The sequence below is a fragment of the Streptosporangium sp. NPDC001559 genome (genome assembly GCF_042893955.1).
In the GTDB taxonomy this organism is placed as follows: Bacteria; Actinomycetota; Actinomycetes; order Streptosporangiales; family Streptosporangiaceae; genus Streptosporangium.
This window is the reverse complement of sequence record NZ_JBIAVG010000003.1, coordinates 152,686-169,128: the sequence shown is the minus strand read 5'-3', so window position 1 is coordinate 169,128 and position 16,443 is coordinate 152,686. Positions and strand designations below refer to the sequence as shown.

Below are 16,443 nucleotides of genomic sequence, written 5' to 3'. Positions count from 1 at the left end.
GGAACACCCGCCGGCTCAGCGCTTACTGGGCGGGTGGCTGCCCGTCATGAATCTTCACATAGAACGTGTCTCCAGGGAGCACTCGGTACCGCATCCAGAAGATGCTCTGCGTTGAACCGGCCGCGCAGTTCGCGCATTCCGGGATCGGCTTGACCGAGAAGTCGAAATCGTCACTGGCCGCCCCTTCCAATGTGCTGGCGAAGGGATACTCATCGCAGTGTTCCTTATTGGCCTCGTACTACCCAGGGCCGGTGGCCGATGCTGTACACGACCGCCGACAACGACCTCGCCGGAGCCGAACTGGTCGGAGGTGAAGTCCACCTCGGTGCCGTCAGGCAGCCGGTTCCAGTAGTGGTTCCAGGCCTTGACCCCGTCGACATGGACCTCGCCAAGGATCAGGTCTCCGCCGAGCAGGTCCTGAACCACCAGCGCCGTCGTGCCGCACTGGCTCCTCGCCGGGTTGTCCGGCCGCCACTGTTCACGGCCCACCGGATCACAGGTGTCAGGTCCCCATGCGGCTCTCAGCAACGGCCGCAACAGTTCCGCGTTCAGCATCCTGGGAGGGTCGCAGAGAGGTACGACAAATCCGTTGACCGGCCGACGGGCCACGGGTGACTCCGGACTCTCCGCTTACCGGTCTTTAATTCATGGGGTTACGGCGCTTGAGGAGCAGGCCGGTCCCTCCCTGGCAGGGACCGGCCTACCCCACGAATTAGATCGTCGCCCAGAACTACGGCATCGACGTGGACAAGGCGTACGAGCGGGGCCGTGCGTTCCAAGGCCGTCATCAACCGGGCGGTAAGCCTTCCCTCCGTGAAGACGACCCTCTTCCAGCTCGGACTCCGTACCTGTTTCCGGCCTTCGGTAACACCTCTCGAAGGCCGGAAGCGCGTCCAATAAATCCATTCGTTCGAGCTATTTCGCTGAGATCATCTCAATGACCTGTTCAGCAAAGAACGCCCTTATACCACGCGAACTTGATCTCGTATGTAAGACCAAGGAAGGTTGACCCCGGACTTACGCACTGGTCGTATCCGGGCAGGTCCCAGTACCGTTCGACACGGATAAGGACATTGACGTTTGAGTTGCAGTGGGTGTAGTAGGCACTCCCGCCGACCTCGTCGTAACCGCAGCCGACGAGCGCGCTCGCGCCGCCCGGGCCGCCGGCGGTCGTGTTGGTGCCGGCGTATACCGGAGCAGTGGTCAGCACCAGGGCGGCCAGCGTGCCGCCAACCGTCTTGAGGATCCGGTTAAGCATTCGTATTTCACTGCCCTTCGTGTCGTGCGTAATTTCATCCACAGTATCTATTGGGATTTGGGTTTGCTCCACCGTAATTCCTGCCAAATATTCAAGGTTTTCTGCCAAAGTCCCTCGGCCGCGTTGCCCCTGTCCTGTGAGGACTAACATCTTCGGAGCGGTAGTTCGCTTGACGGCACCCCAGACAATGAGGGCGTTCACCGGGTATCGGTGCCTGTTCCTGTCTCGGCGCCAACGGCGGAGCCTTCGCCGATGTGCGGTTCGCCGGTCGGTGCCGATCTTTAATTCGTGGCGTTCAGCGATCATGTGAATGTGCCGGGCCGCTGCGGTATGCCCAGGCCATGCGGTATGCGCAAGGCGGCGGGCTGACCGCCGAGCAACGAGCCAGGCGTGAACGGATACGGCTGCGCGCGGCCGAGCTGTTCACATGCGGATACACCGATGAGCAGGTGGCCAGGGACCTGCGGGTCACGCGGATGTCGGCCAACCGGTGGCGCAGAGCATGGACCCGCGGTGGCGGCGCGGCCGGTCGTGTCAGGTGCCGGCGCGCCGGGCGAGCGAGCGCGATGAAGAGGCGATCGCGGTGTGGAAGACGCAAGGTCTGGCCCCTCGTGGAACCACCGCGGCGGACCTGGGGGCGTGAGTCTGCTTCGAGGACGAGTGCGGCCGGACGATGAGGCCGCCGACGGCCCGCACCTGGGGACGGCGCGGGGCGACGCCGGTGGTGAGGGTGCCGGGCCGCCGGGACCTACCCCCATGGCGCACCTGCGACTCGGCGCTCCGATCGTGCTCGTCTGGGACAAAGCGAGCACTCGTGAGGGTCGCGCCCTCGGCGCCTTCGTGTCCGGCCGAACCCCCTGGGGCCGGGCGGCCGACGCCCGGCCTTCTTTGTCCGCATACGGCCATGAGGACAGCCCGGCGAAAGAGAGGGGAATCCCTACCGGAACCTCGATCAGCCAACCATCGCGAATAGGACTTTTCACATAAAAACGGCTGATATCAATGGGCATTTTCCTTTTCGGTGCACTCAATCCGCCCACAACAATCCTGTCAGTTCAGCCACATTTTTGGCACTGGCGCCCATCACGCCCCATTGATAAATGTTGCTCACCAGGCCGCTCTTTCCAGGGCCTGCCATGTGGATCGCCCCCTGGAAGCCGTTCCAGAAGCCCAGAGACAGGCCGGAGGCGGGTTCTTCCCACTGAACGCGGCAGCCCGGGAATGCACGCGTGCGCTCCCTGCGACGGAACACGAGACGTCGAGGGCGTCGAGCCGCTCGGCTCGACGCGAACCACCCCAGAGAGGATTCCTCAACCACCATGACCACCCCGGTTTCCAGCCTCACCGCGACCGAGATCGAGCGGACCACCGCCCTGGTACGCGAAGCCGGTCTGGCCGGCGAGAGCGTCCGCTTCGTCTACGTCGGCCTGCTCGAACCGCACAAGCAGGAGGTGCTCGCCTTCCAGGCGGGCACCGGGCCCAGGCCTGACCGCCGGGCACGGGTGCTGCTGCTCGACACCGCGACCGGTGACGCCCGGGACGTGACCGTCGACCTCACCGCCGACGTGGTGGCCGCGATCGTCGACGTCGACGGTTCCCACGGCGGGATGCCGATCCTGGTCGAGGAGTTCATGTCGGTCGACGGGATCCTCGCCCAGGACCCGGCCTGGGTCGACGCGCTGGCCAAGCGCGACCTGACCCCCGAGCAGGTGGTGTGCGCCCCGCTCTCGGCCGGCGTCTTCGGCCTGCCCGGCGAGGAGGGCAGACGGATCATCCGGGTGCTCTGCTTCGCCGTACTCGACCCCGACACTCATGTCTGGGCGCATCCGGTGGACGGGTTGAGCGCCTACGTCGACCTGATCGCGAAGAAGGCGACCGAGATCATCGACATCGGCGTCTTCCCCCTGCCGGAGGAACGGAGCAGGTTCCACCTTCCGCAGGGGCGCCCGGCGCCGCTGGAGACCCTGAGGCCCATCGAGATCACCCAGCCGGAGGGGCCGTCGTTCCAGGTCGAGGGCGACCGGATCACCTGGGCGAACTGGTCCTTCACCTTCGGGTTCGACGCCCGTGAGGGTTTGGTGCTCCACCAGTTGTCCTACGCCGACCCCGACCACGACGGCGAGGTCCGGCCGATCGTCTACCGCGCCTCCATCGCCGAGATGGTCGTGCCGTACGGCGATCCGGCGCCGGTCCGGTTCTGGCAGAACTACTTCGACACCGGGGAGTACCTCTTCGGCCGGTTCGCGAACTCGCTCACTCTGGGCTGCGACTGTCTCGGCGAGATCCACTACGTCGACGTCGACCTGGCCGACGAGACCGGCGACGTGCGGCGCATCCCCAACGCGATCTGCCTGCACGAGGAGGACCACGGCACGCTGTGGAAGCACACCGACATCTACACCCCGAACTCCGCCGAGGTCCGCCGCCAGCGCCGCCTGGTGATCTCGTTCTTCACCACGATCGGCAACTACGACTACGGCTTCTACTGGTACCTCTACCTCGACGGCAGGATCGAGTGTGAGGCCAAGCTCACCGGCATCCTCTTCACCTCGGCCTACCGCGGGCTGCAGGAGTGGCCCTACGCCGGAGAGGTGGCCCCGGGTCTGGGCGCCCCGTTCCACCAGCACTTGTTCAGCGCCCGCCTCGACATGATGGTGGACGGTGTCCGGAACGCGGTCGACGAGGTCGACGCGGTCCGGGTGCCGGTCTCTCCGGAGAATCCGTACGGCAACGCCTTCGGCCACACCCGGACCCGGATCGCGAGCGAGGCCGAGGGAGTGCGCAGCGCGGACGCCTCCGTCGGGCGGTCATGGCACGTGGTGAGCACCGAGCGCACCAACCGGCTCGGACAGCCGACCGGCTACGTGCTGCGCGCCGAGCAGCACCCGACCCTGCTGGCGGACGCGTCCTCGTCGATCGCCGCGCGGGCGGCGTTCACCACCCGGGATCTGTGGATCACCCGGTACGCGCCCGAGGAGCGGTACCCGGCCGGCGAGTTCGTCAACCAGAACCCCGGCGGCGACGGCCTGCCGGCGTACGTGGCGGGTGACCGGCCTCTGGACGGCGAGGACGTCGTTCTGTGGCACACCTTCGGCGTGACCCACTTCCCACGGCCCGAGGACTGGCCGGTGATGCCGGTCGACCACACCGGATTCTCGCTGACGCCGTACGGGTTCTTCGACCGCAACCCCACGCTGAACGTGCCCGCCAACACGGCCAAGCACTGCGACGGACACCATCACTCCGAAGAGTGACCACTAAATGGTGACATATCCGCCCATGGCGTATTGTCGCCGCAGTCGCCAGGTACGGCGATTGCGGCGGCAGCGGGACGGGGCGTGGCGTGGTGGGGGAAGAGGGCTTCGATCGTCGGATAGAACCGTTCCGGGCGGAACTACTGGCCTACTGCTACCGGATGCTCGGCTCGGCCCACGATGCGGAGGACCTGGTCCAGGACACGTACCTGAGGGCGTGGCGGGCGCGGGAGCAGTACGACGACACTCGCAGCTCGCTGCGCACCTGGCTCTACCGGATCGCGACGAACGTCTGCCTGACCGCCCTGGAGGTTCGCGGGCGTCGGCCGCTGCCCTCGGGGCTGGTCGCCGCCTCCGACCCGCTCGCGCCGTTCGTCCAGGGAGAGCACGCGACCTGGCTCCAGCCCCTGCCGGACCTGTTGCTGGACACGGGTGACCCGGCCGGGACCGTGATCGACCGCAGCAGCCTGCGTCTGGCGTTCGCCTCCGCCCTGCAACACCTGTCGGCCCGGCAGCGCGGCGCGCTGATCCTGCGTGAGGTGCTCGGCTTCTCCGCCGCCGAGACGGCGGAGATCCTCGGCACCACCGTCGTGTCGGTGAACAGCTCCCTGCAGCGGGCGCGTACCCGCATGAAGGAGATGGGCGACCTGCGGGAACGGGTCAGCGAGCCGTCCGCAACCGACCAGCGCGCCTGGATCGAGCGTTACATGAAGGCCTTCGAACTCGCCGACGTCGAAGGCCTCAAACGGCTGCTCACCGAGGACGTCATCATGGAGATGCCGCCGATGCTCAACTGGTTCTCCGGCCGCGGCAACTACGGCCTGTTCATGGAGTGGGTCTTCGAGAAGGCCGGCAAGGACTGGCTCCTCAGGGAGGTCACGGCCAACGGCGGCCAGCCCGGCTTCGCCGCCTACCAGCGCGTCGGCGACGGGTACGGCCTGCACACGCTCCAGATCTTCACCGTCGTCGACGGCGGCGTCACCCGGAACTCGGTGTTCCAGGACCCCGCCGTCTACGCGACCTTCGGCCTGGCGACCAGGCTCGACGACGAGGGACGCGCCGTCGCCGGGACCTGATCGAAACGTCTCGGCGTCTTCTGCGCGCCGGCGCGATGAGTTCCGACCTCACCGCCGGTATGTACTGACGAGCTCGCCGGAACACCCCGGCGAGCCGTTCACAGGGGAGAATCCGATGTCGGACAGTCGTGTGGAAGACGAGGCCGCGATCCAGGCCGTGCTGGGCGCCTCCTACAGGGCGTGGGCGGCGGGCGACGCCGACGGCATGGTCGCCGACTACACCGAGGACGCGACCGCCATCATGACCGGCTCGCTCCGCGGCAGCCGTGAGGTGATCCGTAAGAACATGGCCCTGGGCTTCGAGGGCCCGCTCAAGGGCAGCTGGACCCACAACAAGCAGCTCGGCATCCGTTTCGTGGGCAGGGACGGCGCGATCGTCATCAGCGAGTCCGCCATCCTGTTCCCCGGCGAGACCGAGGTCCCGGACGACCGGCGCAAGGTGAACGCGACCTGGGTCTTCGAGAAGCGGGACGGCCGATGGCTGATCGCCGCCTACCACAACAGCCCGGTGGTGGCGCCCTGACGAACTGACCACGTGACGGGGGCGGCCACCACCTTCCCCCTCATCGGAGGAAGGTGGTGGCCGTACGTCCCGTGGGAGGTGTCCAGACAGCGGGCAGGAGTTCGGTGGCCCTCTGGTAGGCGAGTTTGAGGGTGGCGTGCCGGATGGCCGCGGTCTCGCCGGTCTGGGCCATGAGGACCTCGCGCAGCGGATGACGCGACTCGATGAGGTCGTTGTTCCGCTGTTCGAGCCAGGGCATCCACTTCTCGTACGGCGCCCGGTCCCGCTTGGCGTCGTTGCAGGGCCTGCATGCCAGGACCAGGTTCCAGATGGCGTCGACGTCGGGGCCGTTCCAGTGCCGGGTGAGCAGTTTCCACGGCAGGACGTGTTCGACGACGGGCCCCGTCATGACCTGGTCGCAGTAGGCGCAACGGCCGTCCTGGTATCCGCTGAGGGCGGCGACGACCCCGGTCACGGACTTGCGACGCCGTCTGGTCCGCAGAACCAGCTCCTGGGTTCCGGAGTCGTAGACCAGCCCGAGTACGGCGTCGGACACACCGGTCGCCCACGCCGTCTCCACCAGCCGCCAGCGGGCGGTGATCTCGGCGCCGAGGTCCGGGGCGTGGGCGGACAGGGCGAGTTCGCGGAGTTCGTCGCGCAACACCAGGCCCGGAGCGGTGGAGTCCCGGCGCCGGTCCTCGTAGTAGCGCACCGGCGCCGGGCCGCCGCCGAGCTGAGGGAAGGCGTCGACGACGTTGGCGAAGCCGAACTGGACGGTGCGCCGGTGCAGCGTGTCCCGGTCGAGTTCGCCCGCGTTGAACGCGCGGCAGGCGTCCAGGAACTTGCTGCGGGCGGCGGTGCCCTGCCGGTCCTGATGGCGCAGGGCCTGGCAGAGCAGTTCCGCGTACGGCACCGCCAGCTCTTCGAGCGTCACATGGGTGCGGCCGGTGGCGGCGACCTTCAGGAGGGTCGCGCCGAAGGCGAACTTGTAGGTGGCCGAGTTGGCGCCGTACAGGACGATGGCACGCCATACGCTCTCACCGGTGACCACGCCGCGTCGGTAATCCACCCGTGCAGTATCGATCAAGGGGGCGACATTTTGCGCCAAAGCCGGACAATCACCTATGGCAAGCTGGTCCGTGACCGGATTCCTGAGGTCATCGAGGCCGATGGGCTGACGGCCGAGATCAGGGTGCTCGACGAATCGGAGCTGGTCCCGGCGTTGACCGCCAAGCTCGTCGAGGAGGCCGAGGAGCTACGTCAGGCGAGCCCCGACGACCGTCTGGGGGAACTGGCCGACATTCACGAGGTGTTGACGACCCTCACCGAGACACTCGGGTTCTCCGATGATCAGATTCGGGAGGCGGCTCACCGTAAGCGAGCCGCGCGAGGCGGCTTCAACCGCCGCCTGTGGCTCGACAAGGTGACGCGGCCCGGCGGGTGAGGTGCGCAGTGGGTCCATGTGCCCTTGGGGGTGCCTCCCCGGTAGACCCTGGGAAGGGCCTGGGCGGTTCCCAGGGTGAGGGTGGACGCGAGGGCCCGGGTCACACCGCGCATGGTCCAACGAGTGTTCTTCGAAGAGGTTCGGCCTCACTGCCCGGGGGGCGGTCGGGGTGGTACGCCGCCGAGGGTGCCCTGCCCCGGTGTGGCCGGGGCAGGGCGTCGAGCGTCCTCGGTCAGTCGCGTTCCAGGATCACCAGGGGGATGTCCCTGGACGCCTCGGCCCGGTACTTGTCGTAGAGGGGGAAGATCGAGGTCATCAGCCGCCACAGTGGGGGCTTCTCCTCCTCGGTCGCGGTGCGGGCCCTCGCGGTGAACCTGTCCGGGCCGACCTGCACCGCGACGGCCGGGTCCTCGCTCAGGTTGAGATACCAGGCGGGGTGTTCCGCCGAGCCGGCGTTCGAGGCCACCAGCAGATGGCGGTCGTCGTCCTTGCCGTAGATCAACGCGGTACGGCGCAGCATGCCGCTCCTCCTGCCCCGGGTGGTGAGCAGCAGGGTCGGCCATCCCTGGTACATGTGGCCGTCCGCGCCGTCGGACTCGACGTACCGGCGGATGTGCTCGGCCACCCAGCCCGTCCCGCTGTCGTGGACCTCTGGATCCGTCATCCGGTTACTCCTGTTCCGGTGGGACCGGTTCTGGCGAGGCTCGCGTGGAGGTGGTAGCGCCTGAACTCGTTCTTCCGCACGCCGGGAAACTCCACGACCCGTTGCCATTCGGGTGCGGAGCCGACGGTTCCCCGCCCGCTGTTGTCCAGGGCCTCCCGGTGGGACGCCTCGTCCGTCCATTCCGCGTAGTTGAGCACCCGGGTGCCGTCCAGACTGGCGTGGAAGTGACCGGAGATCCCTCCGGGGTGCGGGTCGGTCTCGGCGGCCAGCGCCTCGAAGACCGTGTCCACCCACCGTTCCTGCCGCTCCCGGTCGGGGCCTTCGAACTCGACGGAGACGATGACGACGCATCCCGGCACCGGCGCGTTCTCCCTGGTCCCGCTGCGGTAGACCCGGTAGGCGACCGGTTCTGCCCCCATCGGGGAGCGGGGGCCGTCCGGTTCGCCCGCCCACTGCTCGTACACCAGCACGTCCTGTCCGTCGGTGCTGACGTAGACGTTGACCGAGACGAGGTCTTCGGGCCACGGTCTGTTCTCCCAGGCCGTGGTGACGACCTCCGGTGGCGTGTGCCGCAGGGGCCACCGGCCGACCAGTACGACACCGGCGTCGGAGCGGCCCAGGTTGGGGTGGAGGTCCCGGACGAGGTTCGTCATGCCGCCTGCTTCCTGTGCTCGGTCGCCCGCGGGCCCCCGAACGTACCACCGTAGGAGACGAAGCCGACCGGTTCGGCCCGCCACTGGGTGATCGCGTTCTTCAGGGACGCGCGGAAGACGCCGCCCACGATCACCGCGAGCCGCAAAGGTTCCATGACATGTCCTCCTTTGGGGACCCCGAAGCGGGGAACCCCGAGACGGTGGGGTGAGAACAAACCTGGAACTTAAACAAGAGTTCAAGTCAAGCTAGGGTGGGCCGCATGACACGCGCCGGGGAACTCACCGTCGGCGAGCTGTCCGCTCGCAGCGGTGTCCCCGCCTCCGCCCTGCGCTTCTACGAACGTCAGGGGCTGATCCACAGCAGGCGCAACACGGGAAACCAGCGCCGCTACGACAGGGGCACGCTGCGCAGGCTGGCCTTCATCCGCGCCTCGCAGAGCGTCGGTCTCCCGCTCTCCGCGATCGGCGAGGTCCTGGCCCTGCTGCCCGCCGACCACACCCCGGGCAAGGAGTTCTGGGTCCGGGCCTCGGAGTGCTGGAGCGATCGGCTCAACGAGCGCATCGAACGGCTGGAGCGGATGCGTGACCGGTTCACCGAGTGCATCGGCTGTGGCTGCCTGTCGTTCGGGGAGTGCGCGCTGGTCAATCCCGGCGACGTCATGGGCGAGGAGGGGTCCGGGCCACGACGGCTGTTCACCCCCTGACCCGCGGGGCGAGCCGTACGGTGACCGGGTGTGAGGCGCCTTCCTCGTCGGCGAGGCGGCCGAAGGACAGGGTGAGACGCGGGCCGGTCACGGCGGCCGTCAGCGACCGGGGGACGTCGAGCACCTCGGCCACCGCGCGGTCCCAGGTGACGGTCAACGAGTCCAGGTCACAGCGGGGGTCGGAGACGGTGAGCGTGGCCGTACCGTCGTCCGTCTCCCTGACGAGGACCGCGCACGGGGCGGAGACGGTCAGGGGTCCGGCGGTGCCCGGGGCCCAGAAGTTGACGGCGGTCAGGCCCAGTGAGGCGACCTGGACACCCTGTTGGAGGACGGTGTTGGCGAGCACGCGCGCCCAGCCGGGGTCGGCGGCCCTGGCCCGGGTCTCCGCCATGCTCGCTCCCGGCAGGAGGAGGTAGAGGTAACCGGCCGAGCGGGGATCGACACCGTGGTCGAGCCAGAGGGTCGCGTAGTCTCGCCGTACCCGGGGTGAGCCGCCGGAGCGTTCCTCACGCAGCGTGCGGAGTCTGGCGCACGGCAGCACGTAACCGCCGTGTCCCTCGATGTGCGCCCAGCCCGCGTCGCCGTCCACGGTGAGGGCGCCCGAGGTCCTGCGGTTGTCCACGACGGTCTCCACCGGAACGCCGTCGGCGCAGGTGATCCCGGCGCCCAGGCAGACCACGGCGTCGTCGAGGAAGACCCAGGACTTGAAGGCCTCCAGCGTGCTCGCGAAGCCGTACAGGTGCTGGCCGACGGTCGCGTACCCGCCGTCGCTCGCGCCGCCGACCCAGCGGCTCGGCGGGCAGGTGTCACCCCACCCCTGTCCTTCGCCGTCGGCCAGGCGCCGGGTCGAGACGGTCGTTCCCGGTAGCCGGTAGGGGTCGACGGTCTGCCAGAAGGAGTCGGAGTACTGGGCGCCGTGCCCCTCGGCCCACCAGGTGAGCATTCCCGAGCCGGTGTGCCAGCCGCGGAGATTCTCGCCGTTGCCGTGTTCGTAGTGGCCGACCCGCCAGGAGGCCATGCTGAGCCCCGCGCACCAGCCCGCCCCCCGGTGGACGGCGCGGGCGCTCGACGCCAGGAGCCGGTGCCCGGCGGGTTCGGCCAGGGCGGGGACGGTCTCGTCGTCCAGGAGGGCGGTAAGGCGGGTGTGGAAGGCCAGGTCGTCGCGCTCGGCGGCGGTGAGCATGGGCCTGACGGTGTCCCGCAGCGCCCATCCCTTGACCGTGCCCCGCCAGCGGTCCCGGTCGGCCGCCGGCGCGCTCTCCCCGAGCAGCAGGATCGCGGCGGCGATCGCGCGTCCCCGGTCGTGGTCACCGTACGGCCGCCTGCCGACGGCCCGGCCGCTGACGAGGTCCATGCAGAGACCGTCGTGGACGACCGGGACGAACGATCGTTCCACCATGTCATGAATTATCCGCACATTAGGGTCGGTGATCTCCCATGGCGAGCCGCGCAGTACGGCCAGCAGGGTGGCGACGCCGTTCAGCAGCGAGGCTCCGTAGGTGCCCTGGTAGGGGACCGTGGTGTGCTGGAGGAACGAGCCGTCCCGGTGGAAGCCGTCGCCCTCGGTGACGTGGCGCAGGACCGGGGAGAGCGCCGAGACGGCCAGCGCCACCCGGTCCGGGTCCGACCTGAGCACACCGCGCAGCAGTGTCACCGTGCACAGGTCCACCCGGTTGGCCCCGGTGCTGGTGCCGCTGTAGTCGGCCAGGCGGCGTTCCGGGACGAAGTGGTCGACCGCGTCGCGCAGCGCCCTGCTCCGTGCCTCCGTCAGGTGCGGGCCGACCAGCACGGCCGCGTCGAGGAGCGCCCTGGGGACACCGATCTGCCAGTGCCACCAGTTGCCGGTCTGCCCGGCGTCCTCGGCGTACACCCGCCGCCGGTAGTGGTCGATCCCGGCGGCGACGGCCTCGGCCAGGTCCGCGTCGCCGGTCAGGCCGGTTCCCGGCGACGCGTAGGCGCGGGCCATGGTCCGCAGCCGTGCCGGGGTCGCGACGAACGAGGGAAAGACCTGGTCGGGCCAGAGGGAGGCGTCGGTCGGCGCCATGGCGTCCCGGTGCCGGGCCGCCATGGCGCCCAGCCGTGCCAGCGCCGCCCGGTACGGCTCCGCCTCGGGGTGGAACCCGGCCCCCGCCGTCACGTCCCGCCAGGTACGGCGCAACCCGGCGAAGCGCTCGTCCCACCGGGCTCCGGCTCGCTCCCCGAGGTGCCTGAGCCTGGCGTCGGCCGCGAGGAGCAGCGTTCCTGCCGCGACCGTCCCGCCGAGCCGCAGGAACGTCCGCCGTGAGGGCTTCACATCGGGTCAGGCACGGTCGCTCATCCAGAGTTCGATGAGTCGTCCGGTGTCGGCGGTGAGCGGGGTGACGCTCTTCTCCTGGTGGTTCACCTCGACCTCGACCGGCCGCAGGTCGGGGACCTGCCCGCCGGCGAGCGCGGCCGGCTCGGGAAGTTGCTCGTAGGCCCCGGGGAACCACCAGTAGACCTGCGCGGTGAGGGCCTTTTCCCCCTTCTCGACGTGGGTCCTGGCGAGTTCCTGCATGGCCTCCAGGGCGGCGACGATGTGGGTGTCGCCGATCTCGTGGACGATCAGGTACTCGGGAACGGGGAAGGAGACCAGCGCGCCGTACCTGGCGGCTCCGACGTGGCGCCTGAGCACGTGGATGTGGGAGCCGATGTAGCGGTGGGTCTCCCCGACGTGTGTGATCGGGACGCCCCAGATCGCGTCGGTCTTGGCGTAGTGGGGTTCCCTGGTCAGGGAGGCGTGCAGCGCGGCGCCGAAGACCTGTTCCTCCGACCTGTCGCCGATCCGGGAGCGGTTGAGCGGCACGATCGAGTCGGGAGTGTCGATGACCACCGTCTCGACGAGTCCCGGGGCGAGCGTGCGGGTCAGCAGGGAGTCCCGCAGGCCGGGCGGCTCGGACAACGCCTCCTCGGTGTAGAGGCGCATCCGCAGCGACTCCTCGGCCAGCAGCCGCTCGATGTCGGACGACAGCGGTGACGGCTGTGCCTGCGCGCGGATCGACCTGGCGAACCCCTGGGCGACGTGCGAGATGAACGACGGCAGTTCGGCCGGGGGGACCTCGGCTGCGCGGGCACGCCACTCGCCGATGTCGATGGTGAAGTCGGTGACACCCGGATAACTGACGCCGACGGTCGTCGGGCCGATGAGGCTGCCCGTGACGCCCTCTTCGGCGAGGGCCTTGACCAGGCCTTCGCCGACGACATCGTGGGTCATGGGTTCTCCGATCAGAGAGGACCGATGACGGCTGTGTCGCCCCCGTTGGCACAGCGTCACGGGCCAGGCATCGGTCGCCGGTATTACCTAACTCGGGCATTATGCCGCTTTTGCCGATCGCGATGATCACCGAAGGAGTCCCCTGGGAGGGGGACGGCCGATCATCCGCGTGACGGACGACCCGCCCGACCGCCTCCGCCTAGCCTTCCGGAATCGGACCGCACCGGACGGCCCGCGGAAACAGGAAAGGCAGGAACGACGTGAGCAAGTCGCGTACCACGCTCGACGACATCGCGGCCCTCGGCCCCGAGCTCGACGAGAACCAGCTCCTCCAGGTCAGCGGCGGCGCGAAGAGCCAGGTCATCGTGATCCACGGTGGCCACAGCCACACCTCCGGCGACAGCTGATCGGTCCGCCACGGGGACGTGTGGGACCGCGTCCCCGTGCGGGATCCCTGATGATCCTCGTACTGACCTCCGCCGGAGACGACCACGCCGACCACGTGACCGGTCTCCTCACGTCCGCGGGCGCGGACGTCGTCGTCTTCGATCCCGCCTCCTACCCGGTCCGCGCGAGCGTGGAGATCGGCCTGTCGGGTGACGGTTCGACCCGCAGGGTGCTCGACACCGGAGAGCGCAGGGTCGTGCTGGACGAGCTGACCTCGCTCTGGTACCGCAGGCCGCTGCCCCCTGCCGTGAGCCCGGCCATCCGCCGGGAGCGCGTGAGAGCCTACGTCGAGCAGGAGTGCCTGGCCGTGACCGAGGGGTTGTGGGACGGCCTCGACTGCCTGACGGTTCCCGCCCCGAGACCGGTCCTCGACCGGGCCGGGCGCAAGCCGTACCAGCTCGAACAGGCGCGGTTGCTCGGCTTCGAGCTGCCCGAGACGTTGATCACCACCGATCCGGACGGCTTCCTCGACTTCTACGACCGGCACGAGGGACGGGTGATCACCAAGCCCGTGCACGGCAACCGGTTCGAGGCGGACGGGGAGCGGTTCGGCCGGTTCGCGGCGCCGGTCACCCCCGGGGACGTGGCGCACGCCGACGCGCTGCGGCTGTGCCCGGTCATCGTCCAGGCCTACGTGCCCAAGCGGGTCGAGGTACGGGTGACCGTGGTCGGGCGGCAGGTCTTCGCCGCGGAGATCCACTCCCAGGTGAGCAACCACACGCGCTACGACTGGCGGCACTACGACCCGGGCGCCACCCCCATCGGGACGCACGAGCTGCCCGCCGAGATCGCCACGCGGTGCGTGCGGCTGGTCGAACGGCTCGGCCTCGTCTACGGCGCGATCGACCTGATCCTCACACCCGACGGCCGCCATGTCTTCCTTGAGATCAACCCGAACGGCCAGTTCCTCTGGATCGAGGCCGCGGCGGGACTTCCCATCGGCGCGGCGATCCGCGACCTGCTCATGAGCGGATTGACGTGATGGTGGACGGCCAGACACTCGCTGAGGCGTTGCGCGTGCTCACCGACGACGCGGACCTGGGCGCCTTCCGGCGCGCCAACCCCGGTCTCCGGGTACGGCTGGTCGCCCAGCGGGAGGAGTTCGACGGCTCCCTCCAGCACGCCCTGCTCCTCAAGGAACCCGACGGCTCGACCGTCTCCCTGTCGTGGTCCCCCGACCTGGCGCTGCCCTGGCCGCTGCGCGGCGTGCACCGGGCGGCCGAACACCTGCTGCTGCGGGTCAACGGCGTCGAGACCCCGGTCGCCAGGGCCGTCGCCTGCCTGGACTTCGTCTGGGACGAGCGCGGGGTCGCCGACCGCCTGGTGACGGACTGCCTGGTGCGGGAGGCGCTTGAGGAGGAGCCCGAGCCGATCTCCGACGCGGAACTGCAGCGGGCGATGGACGCCTTCCGCCGGGCGCGCGGACTGCTGACCGGCGCCGGGACCCGGGCCTGGATGGAGCGCAACCACATCTCCCACGCCGAGCTTGAGGAACTGGTCGCGGTCGAGGCCTCGGTCGCCAGGCTGCGTTCGCGGGTCGCCGCCGGGCGGGTCGAGGACTGGTTCGCCGCCCACGGCCGCGAACTCGACGCCGTACGGCTGGCCAGGGTCGTCCTCGCCCCCGGAAGCCCCGGAAACTCCGAAAGCCCTGGAAACCCCGGAAGCCCCGGCGGTCCCGGTCTTGGGAGCCCGGACGACTTCCTCGCCGACGTCGAGCGGGCGTTCGCCGCGGGGCTGGCCGTACCGGGTGAGGTGTTCGTCACCGCGCGCAGGCCGGAGCTGGCCGGGGAGATCGGCGAGGAGGCGGCCGAGATGGTCCTGTCCGCCGCGCCGGGAACGCTCGCCGGCCCCTTCCCCACGGCTCTGGGCGACCTGACGGTCAAGGTGCTTGCTGTGGAGCCCGCCGTACTCGACGACGCGGTCCGTGACCTGGTCGAGCGGCGGATCTTCGCCGAGTGGATCGAGCGGCGCAGGAGGGCCGCGAAGGTCGAGTGGTTCTGGGGTACGGCGGAGCGCACCGGCGACACACGGGAAAATCAGCCCGAAAGGTAAGAGAAGTCCGCCGGGCTCGGGGGAGAAAATCACGGGAAGCCCTGGAAACCGCAGGAACCCGTGACGAGGAGAATCCGATGACGTTGCTGACCGTCTGGGCCGACGACGACCCGGACACCGTGCTCACCAGGACCGAGGACCCCGAGGAGGTCGCCGACGCGCTCAAGCCGTTCGGGATCCGGTTCGAGCGGTGGGAGCCGGTCAGGGACCTGCCCGCGGAACCGACTCCGGAGCAGGTGCTCGACGCCTACCGCGACGAGGTCGACCGGGTGATCGGCCAGGAGGGATACGTGCTGGTCGACGCCGTGCGCATGACGCCCTCCGACGATCCGGGGTGGGCCGAGCAGGCCGCCAGGGCGCGGGAGAAGTTCCTCTCGGAACACACGCACGCCGACGACGAGGACCGTTTCTTCGCCCGGGGCGCCGGGGTGTTCTACCTGCACCTCGACGACAGGGTGTACGCGGTGCTGTGCGAGGCGGGTGACCTGCTCAGCGTGCCCGCCGACACCACCCACTGGTTCGACATGGGCACCCGGCCCGACTTCGTGGCGATCCGGTTCTTCCACGACGAGGACGGCTGGGTCGGGGACTTCACCGGCAGTCGCCTGGCCGACGACTTCGCGGACTTCGACACGCTCATCGCCACCCGCTGACCGGCGGGATCACCCGGGGCACTCGGCGGGAGACTCCACCCGCCGTCTCAGCTCGGCGTTCAGGCGCGGGGCCTCCTCAAGCCGGTCTCCGGGGCGATGACGCGGCGGGCCGCGTCGAGTGGGGTGCCCTGGTCGAGCAGCCCGCGGGCGCGGACGGCCAGACGGAGCCGGCGGCGGAAGCGTCTCCGGCGGAGGCGCGTCCTCCGTGACGTGTGTCGGGCCCCGGTGCGCGCGAAGCACCGGGGCCCGAGGAGTTCAACACCGTCTACCGGCTATGTCGCCGGTTTTCCTTGACCGCGTACGCCCCCGTAGAAGGCGGGGCGGGCGGGAACCGCGTATGAGTCGACGAGGAACCACCTCCAGAGCCGTGGGTCTGCGGTGTGGTGTCCGTCTCCCCTTTCCCACGTTCCGCGGCGCGGCGGACGCCGGGCGGGACCGTGTCGCGAGAGATCCCGCGCGACCGGCGGCCTCCTGCGTCGCACGGCTTTTCGTCACTTGTCACAG

The 16,443-nt window shown here is 69.4% G+C and carries 17 protein-coding genes and 1 pseudogene; 10 read left to right on the top strand and 8 right to left on the bottom strand.

Annotation, left to right across the window (positions count from 1 at the left end):
* Positions 1–22: 22 nt before the first annotated feature.
* Positions 23–214, bottom strand: a pseudogene (locus tag ACFYY8_RS07815) (hypothetical protein); the annotation flags it as partial.
* Positions 215–946: 732 nt separating this feature from the next.
* Complete coding sequence (locus ACFYY8_RS07810; protein ID WP_390038308.1) at positions 947–1,459, bottom strand: DUF6355 family natural product biosynthesis protein; 513 nt, start codon at positions 1,457–1,459, stop codon at positions 947–949.
* 140 nt (positions 1,460–1,599) lie between these two features.
* Between ACFYY8_RS07810 and ACFYY8_RS07805 the strand changes: the two genes are divergently transcribed.
* The 4 genes from ACFYY8_RS07805 to ACFYY8_RS07790 all read left to right on the top strand — a co-directional run bounded on the left by ACFYY8_RS07805 (position 1,600) and on the right by ACFYY8_RS07790 (position 6,111).
* The gene (locus ACFYY8_RS07805) at positions 1,600–1,935 is read left to right on the top strand and encodes a helix-turn-helix domain-containing protein (RefSeq protein ID WP_390038306.1); all 336 of its coding nucleotides are present in this window, start codon (positions 1,600–1,602) and stop codon (positions 1,933–1,935) included.
* Between the two features lie 552 nt (positions 1,936–2,487).
* Entirely contained in the window at positions 2,488–4,512 is a 2,025-nt protein-coding gene (locus ACFYY8_RS07800; RefSeq protein WP_390038304.1) for a primary-amine oxidase, read from the top strand.
* Positions 4,513–4,601: 89 nt separating this feature from the next.
* The gene (locus ACFYY8_RS07795; RefSeq protein WP_390038302.1) at positions 4,602–5,588 is read left to right on the top strand and encodes an RNA polymerase subunit sigma-70; all 987 of its coding nucleotides are present in this window, start codon (positions 4,602–4,604) and stop codon (positions 5,586–5,588) included.
* A gap of 115 nt (positions 5,589–5,703) precedes the next feature.
* On the top strand, positions 5,704–6,111 hold the full coding sequence (locus ACFYY8_RS07790; protein ID WP_390038300.1) for an SgcJ/EcaC family oxidoreductase: 408 nt from the start codon (positions 5,704–5,706) through the stop codon (positions 6,109–6,111).
* A 40-nt stretch (positions 6,112–6,151) separates the two neighbouring features.
* Here the strand turns inward: ACFYY8_RS07790 and ACFYY8_RS07785 are convergent, their stop codons facing one another.
* Positions 6,152–7,159, bottom strand: a complete 1,008-nt coding sequence (locus ACFYY8_RS07785) for an HNH endonuclease (RefSeq protein WP_390038298.1) — start codon at positions 7,157–7,159, stop codon at positions 6,152–6,154.
* A 30-nt stretch (positions 7,160–7,189) separates the two neighbouring features.
* Here ACFYY8_RS07785 and ACFYY8_RS07780 point away from each other — a divergent pair, with 30 nt between their 5' ends.
* Positions 7,190–7,534, top strand: coding sequence for a phosphoribosyl-ATP pyrophosphohydrolase (locus ACFYY8_RS07780; protein WP_390038296.1), 345 nt, complete (start codon positions 7,190–7,192; stop codon positions 7,532–7,534).
* Between the two features lie 232 nt (positions 7,535–7,766).
* Here ACFYY8_RS07780 and ACFYY8_RS07775 read toward each other — a convergent pair whose 3' ends face one another.
* The 3 genes from ACFYY8_RS07775 to ACFYY8_RS07765 are packed head-to-tail and all read right to left on the bottom strand — an operon-like array spanning position 7,767 to position 9,006.
* A complete protein-coding gene (locus tag ACFYY8_RS07775) occupies positions 7,767–8,198 on the bottom strand; it encodes a nitroreductase family deazaflavin-dependent oxidoreductase (RefSeq protein ID WP_390038294.1) in 432 nt (143 codons plus the stop codon).
* Positions 8,195–8,851 (bottom strand): antibiotic biosynthesis monooxygenase, encoded by a 657-nt coding sequence (locus tag ACFYY8_RS07770; RefSeq protein ID WP_390038292.1) that lies wholly within the window; start codon positions 8,849–8,851, stop codon positions 8,195–8,197. The genes ACFYY8_RS07775 and ACFYY8_RS07770 overlap by 4 nt, the downstream gene beginning before the upstream one ends.
* Complete coding sequence (locus ACFYY8_RS07765; RefSeq protein WP_390038290.1) at positions 8,848–9,006, bottom strand: hypothetical protein; 159 nt, start codon at positions 9,004–9,006, stop codon at positions 8,848–8,850. Before ACFYY8_RS07765 ends, ACFYY8_RS07770 begins: the two co-directional genes overlap by 4 nt.
* Before the next feature lie 105 nt (positions 9,007–9,111).
* On the opposite strand from ACFYY8_RS07765, the gene soxR reads away from it, so the two are divergent.
* Positions 9,112–9,555, top strand: a complete 444-nt coding sequence (gene soxR / locus ACFYY8_RS07760; protein WP_390038288.1) for a redox-sensitive transcriptional activator SoxR — start codon at positions 9,112–9,114, stop codon at positions 9,553–9,555.
* On the opposite strand, the gene ACFYY8_RS07755 is transcribed toward soxR, so the two are convergent.
* Together ACFYY8_RS07755 and ACFYY8_RS07750 are read right to left on the bottom strand one after the other, a co-directional pair.
* Positions 9,545–11,848, bottom strand: coding sequence for a polysaccharide lyase 8 family protein (locus ACFYY8_RS07755; RefSeq protein ID WP_390038286.1), 2,304 nt, complete (start codon positions 11,846–11,848; stop codon positions 9,545–9,547). The two genes, soxR and ACFYY8_RS07755, sit on opposite strands and share 11 nt — an antisense overlap.
* 6 nt (positions 11,849–11,854) lie before the next feature.
* Positions 11,855–12,787, bottom strand: coding sequence for a hypothetical protein (locus ACFYY8_RS07750; protein ID WP_390038284.1), 933 nt, complete (start codon positions 12,785–12,787; stop codon positions 11,855–11,857).
* Between the two features lie 260 nt (positions 12,788–13,047).
* Between ACFYY8_RS07750 and ACFYY8_RS07745 the strand changes: the two genes are divergently transcribed.
* The 4 genes from ACFYY8_RS07745 (at position 13,048) to ACFYY8_RS07730 (ending at position 15,939) form a co-directional block, all read left to right on the top strand.
* Complete coding sequence (locus tag ACFYY8_RS07745) at positions 13,048–13,194, top strand: hypothetical protein (RefSeq protein ID WP_390038282.1); 147 nt, start codon at positions 13,048–13,050, stop codon at positions 13,192–13,194.
* Between the two features lie 50 nt (positions 13,195–13,244).
* The gene (locus ACFYY8_RS07740; protein ID WP_390038280.1) at positions 13,245–14,216 is read left to right on the top strand and encodes an MvdC/MvdD family ATP grasp protein; all 972 of its coding nucleotides are present in this window, start codon (positions 13,245–13,247) and stop codon (positions 14,214–14,216) included.
* A complete protein-coding gene (locus ACFYY8_RS07735; protein WP_390038278.1) occupies positions 14,216–15,286 on the top strand; it encodes a TIGR04500 family putative peptide maturation system protein in 1,071 nt (356 codons plus the stop codon). Before ACFYY8_RS07740 ends, ACFYY8_RS07735 begins: the two co-directional genes overlap by 1 nt.
* A 77-nt stretch (positions 15,287–15,363) precedes the next feature.
* Positions 15,364–15,939 carry an acireductone dioxygenase gene (locus ACFYY8_RS07730; protein ID WP_390038276.1) on the top strand — a complete coding sequence of 192 codons (576 nt, stop codon included), beginning with the start codon at positions 15,364–15,366 and terminating at the stop codon, positions 15,937–15,939.
* Positions 15,940–16,443: the final 504 nt, after the last annotated feature.

Coding starts and splice junctions, on each gene's coding strand:
- ACFYY8_RS07805 (WP_390038306.1), top strand. CDS start 1,600: ATGCGGTATGCGCAAGGCGGCGGGCTGACCGCCGAGCAACGAGCCAGG.
- ACFYY8_RS07790 (WP_390038300.1), top strand. CDS start 5,704: ATGTCGGACAGTCGTGTGGAAGACGAGGCCGCGATCCAGGCCGTGCTG.
- ACFYY8_RS07775 (WP_390038294.1), bottom strand. CDS start 8,198: ATGACGGATCCAGAGGTCCACGACAGCGGGACGGGCTGGGTGGCCGAG.
- ACFYY8_RS07770 (WP_390038292.1), bottom strand. CDS start 8,851: ATGACGAACCTCGTCCGGGACCTCCACCCCAACCTGGGCCGCTCCGAC.
- ACFYY8_RS07765 (WP_390038290.1), bottom strand. CDS start 9,006: ATGGAACCTTTGCGGCTCGCGGTGATCGTGGGCGGCGTCTTCCGCGCG.
- soxR (WP_390038288.1), top strand. CDS start 9,112: ATGACACGCGCCGGGGAACTCACCGTCGGCGAGCTGTCCGCTCGCAGC.
- ACFYY8_RS07750 (WP_390038284.1), bottom strand. CDS start 12,787: ATGACCCACGATGTCGTCGGCGAAGGCCTGGTCAAGGCCCTCGCCGAA.
- ACFYY8_RS07740 (WP_390038280.1), top strand. CDS start 13,245: ATGATCCTCGTACTGACCTCCGCCGGAGACGACCACGCCGACCACGTG.
- ACFYY8_RS07735 (WP_390038278.1), top strand. CDS start 14,216: ATGGTGGACGGCCAGACACTCGCTGAGGCGTTGCGCGTGCTCACCGAC.
- ACFYY8_RS07730 (WP_390038276.1), top strand. CDS start 15,364: ATGACGTTGCTGACCGTCTGGGCCGACGACGACCCGGACACCGTGCTC.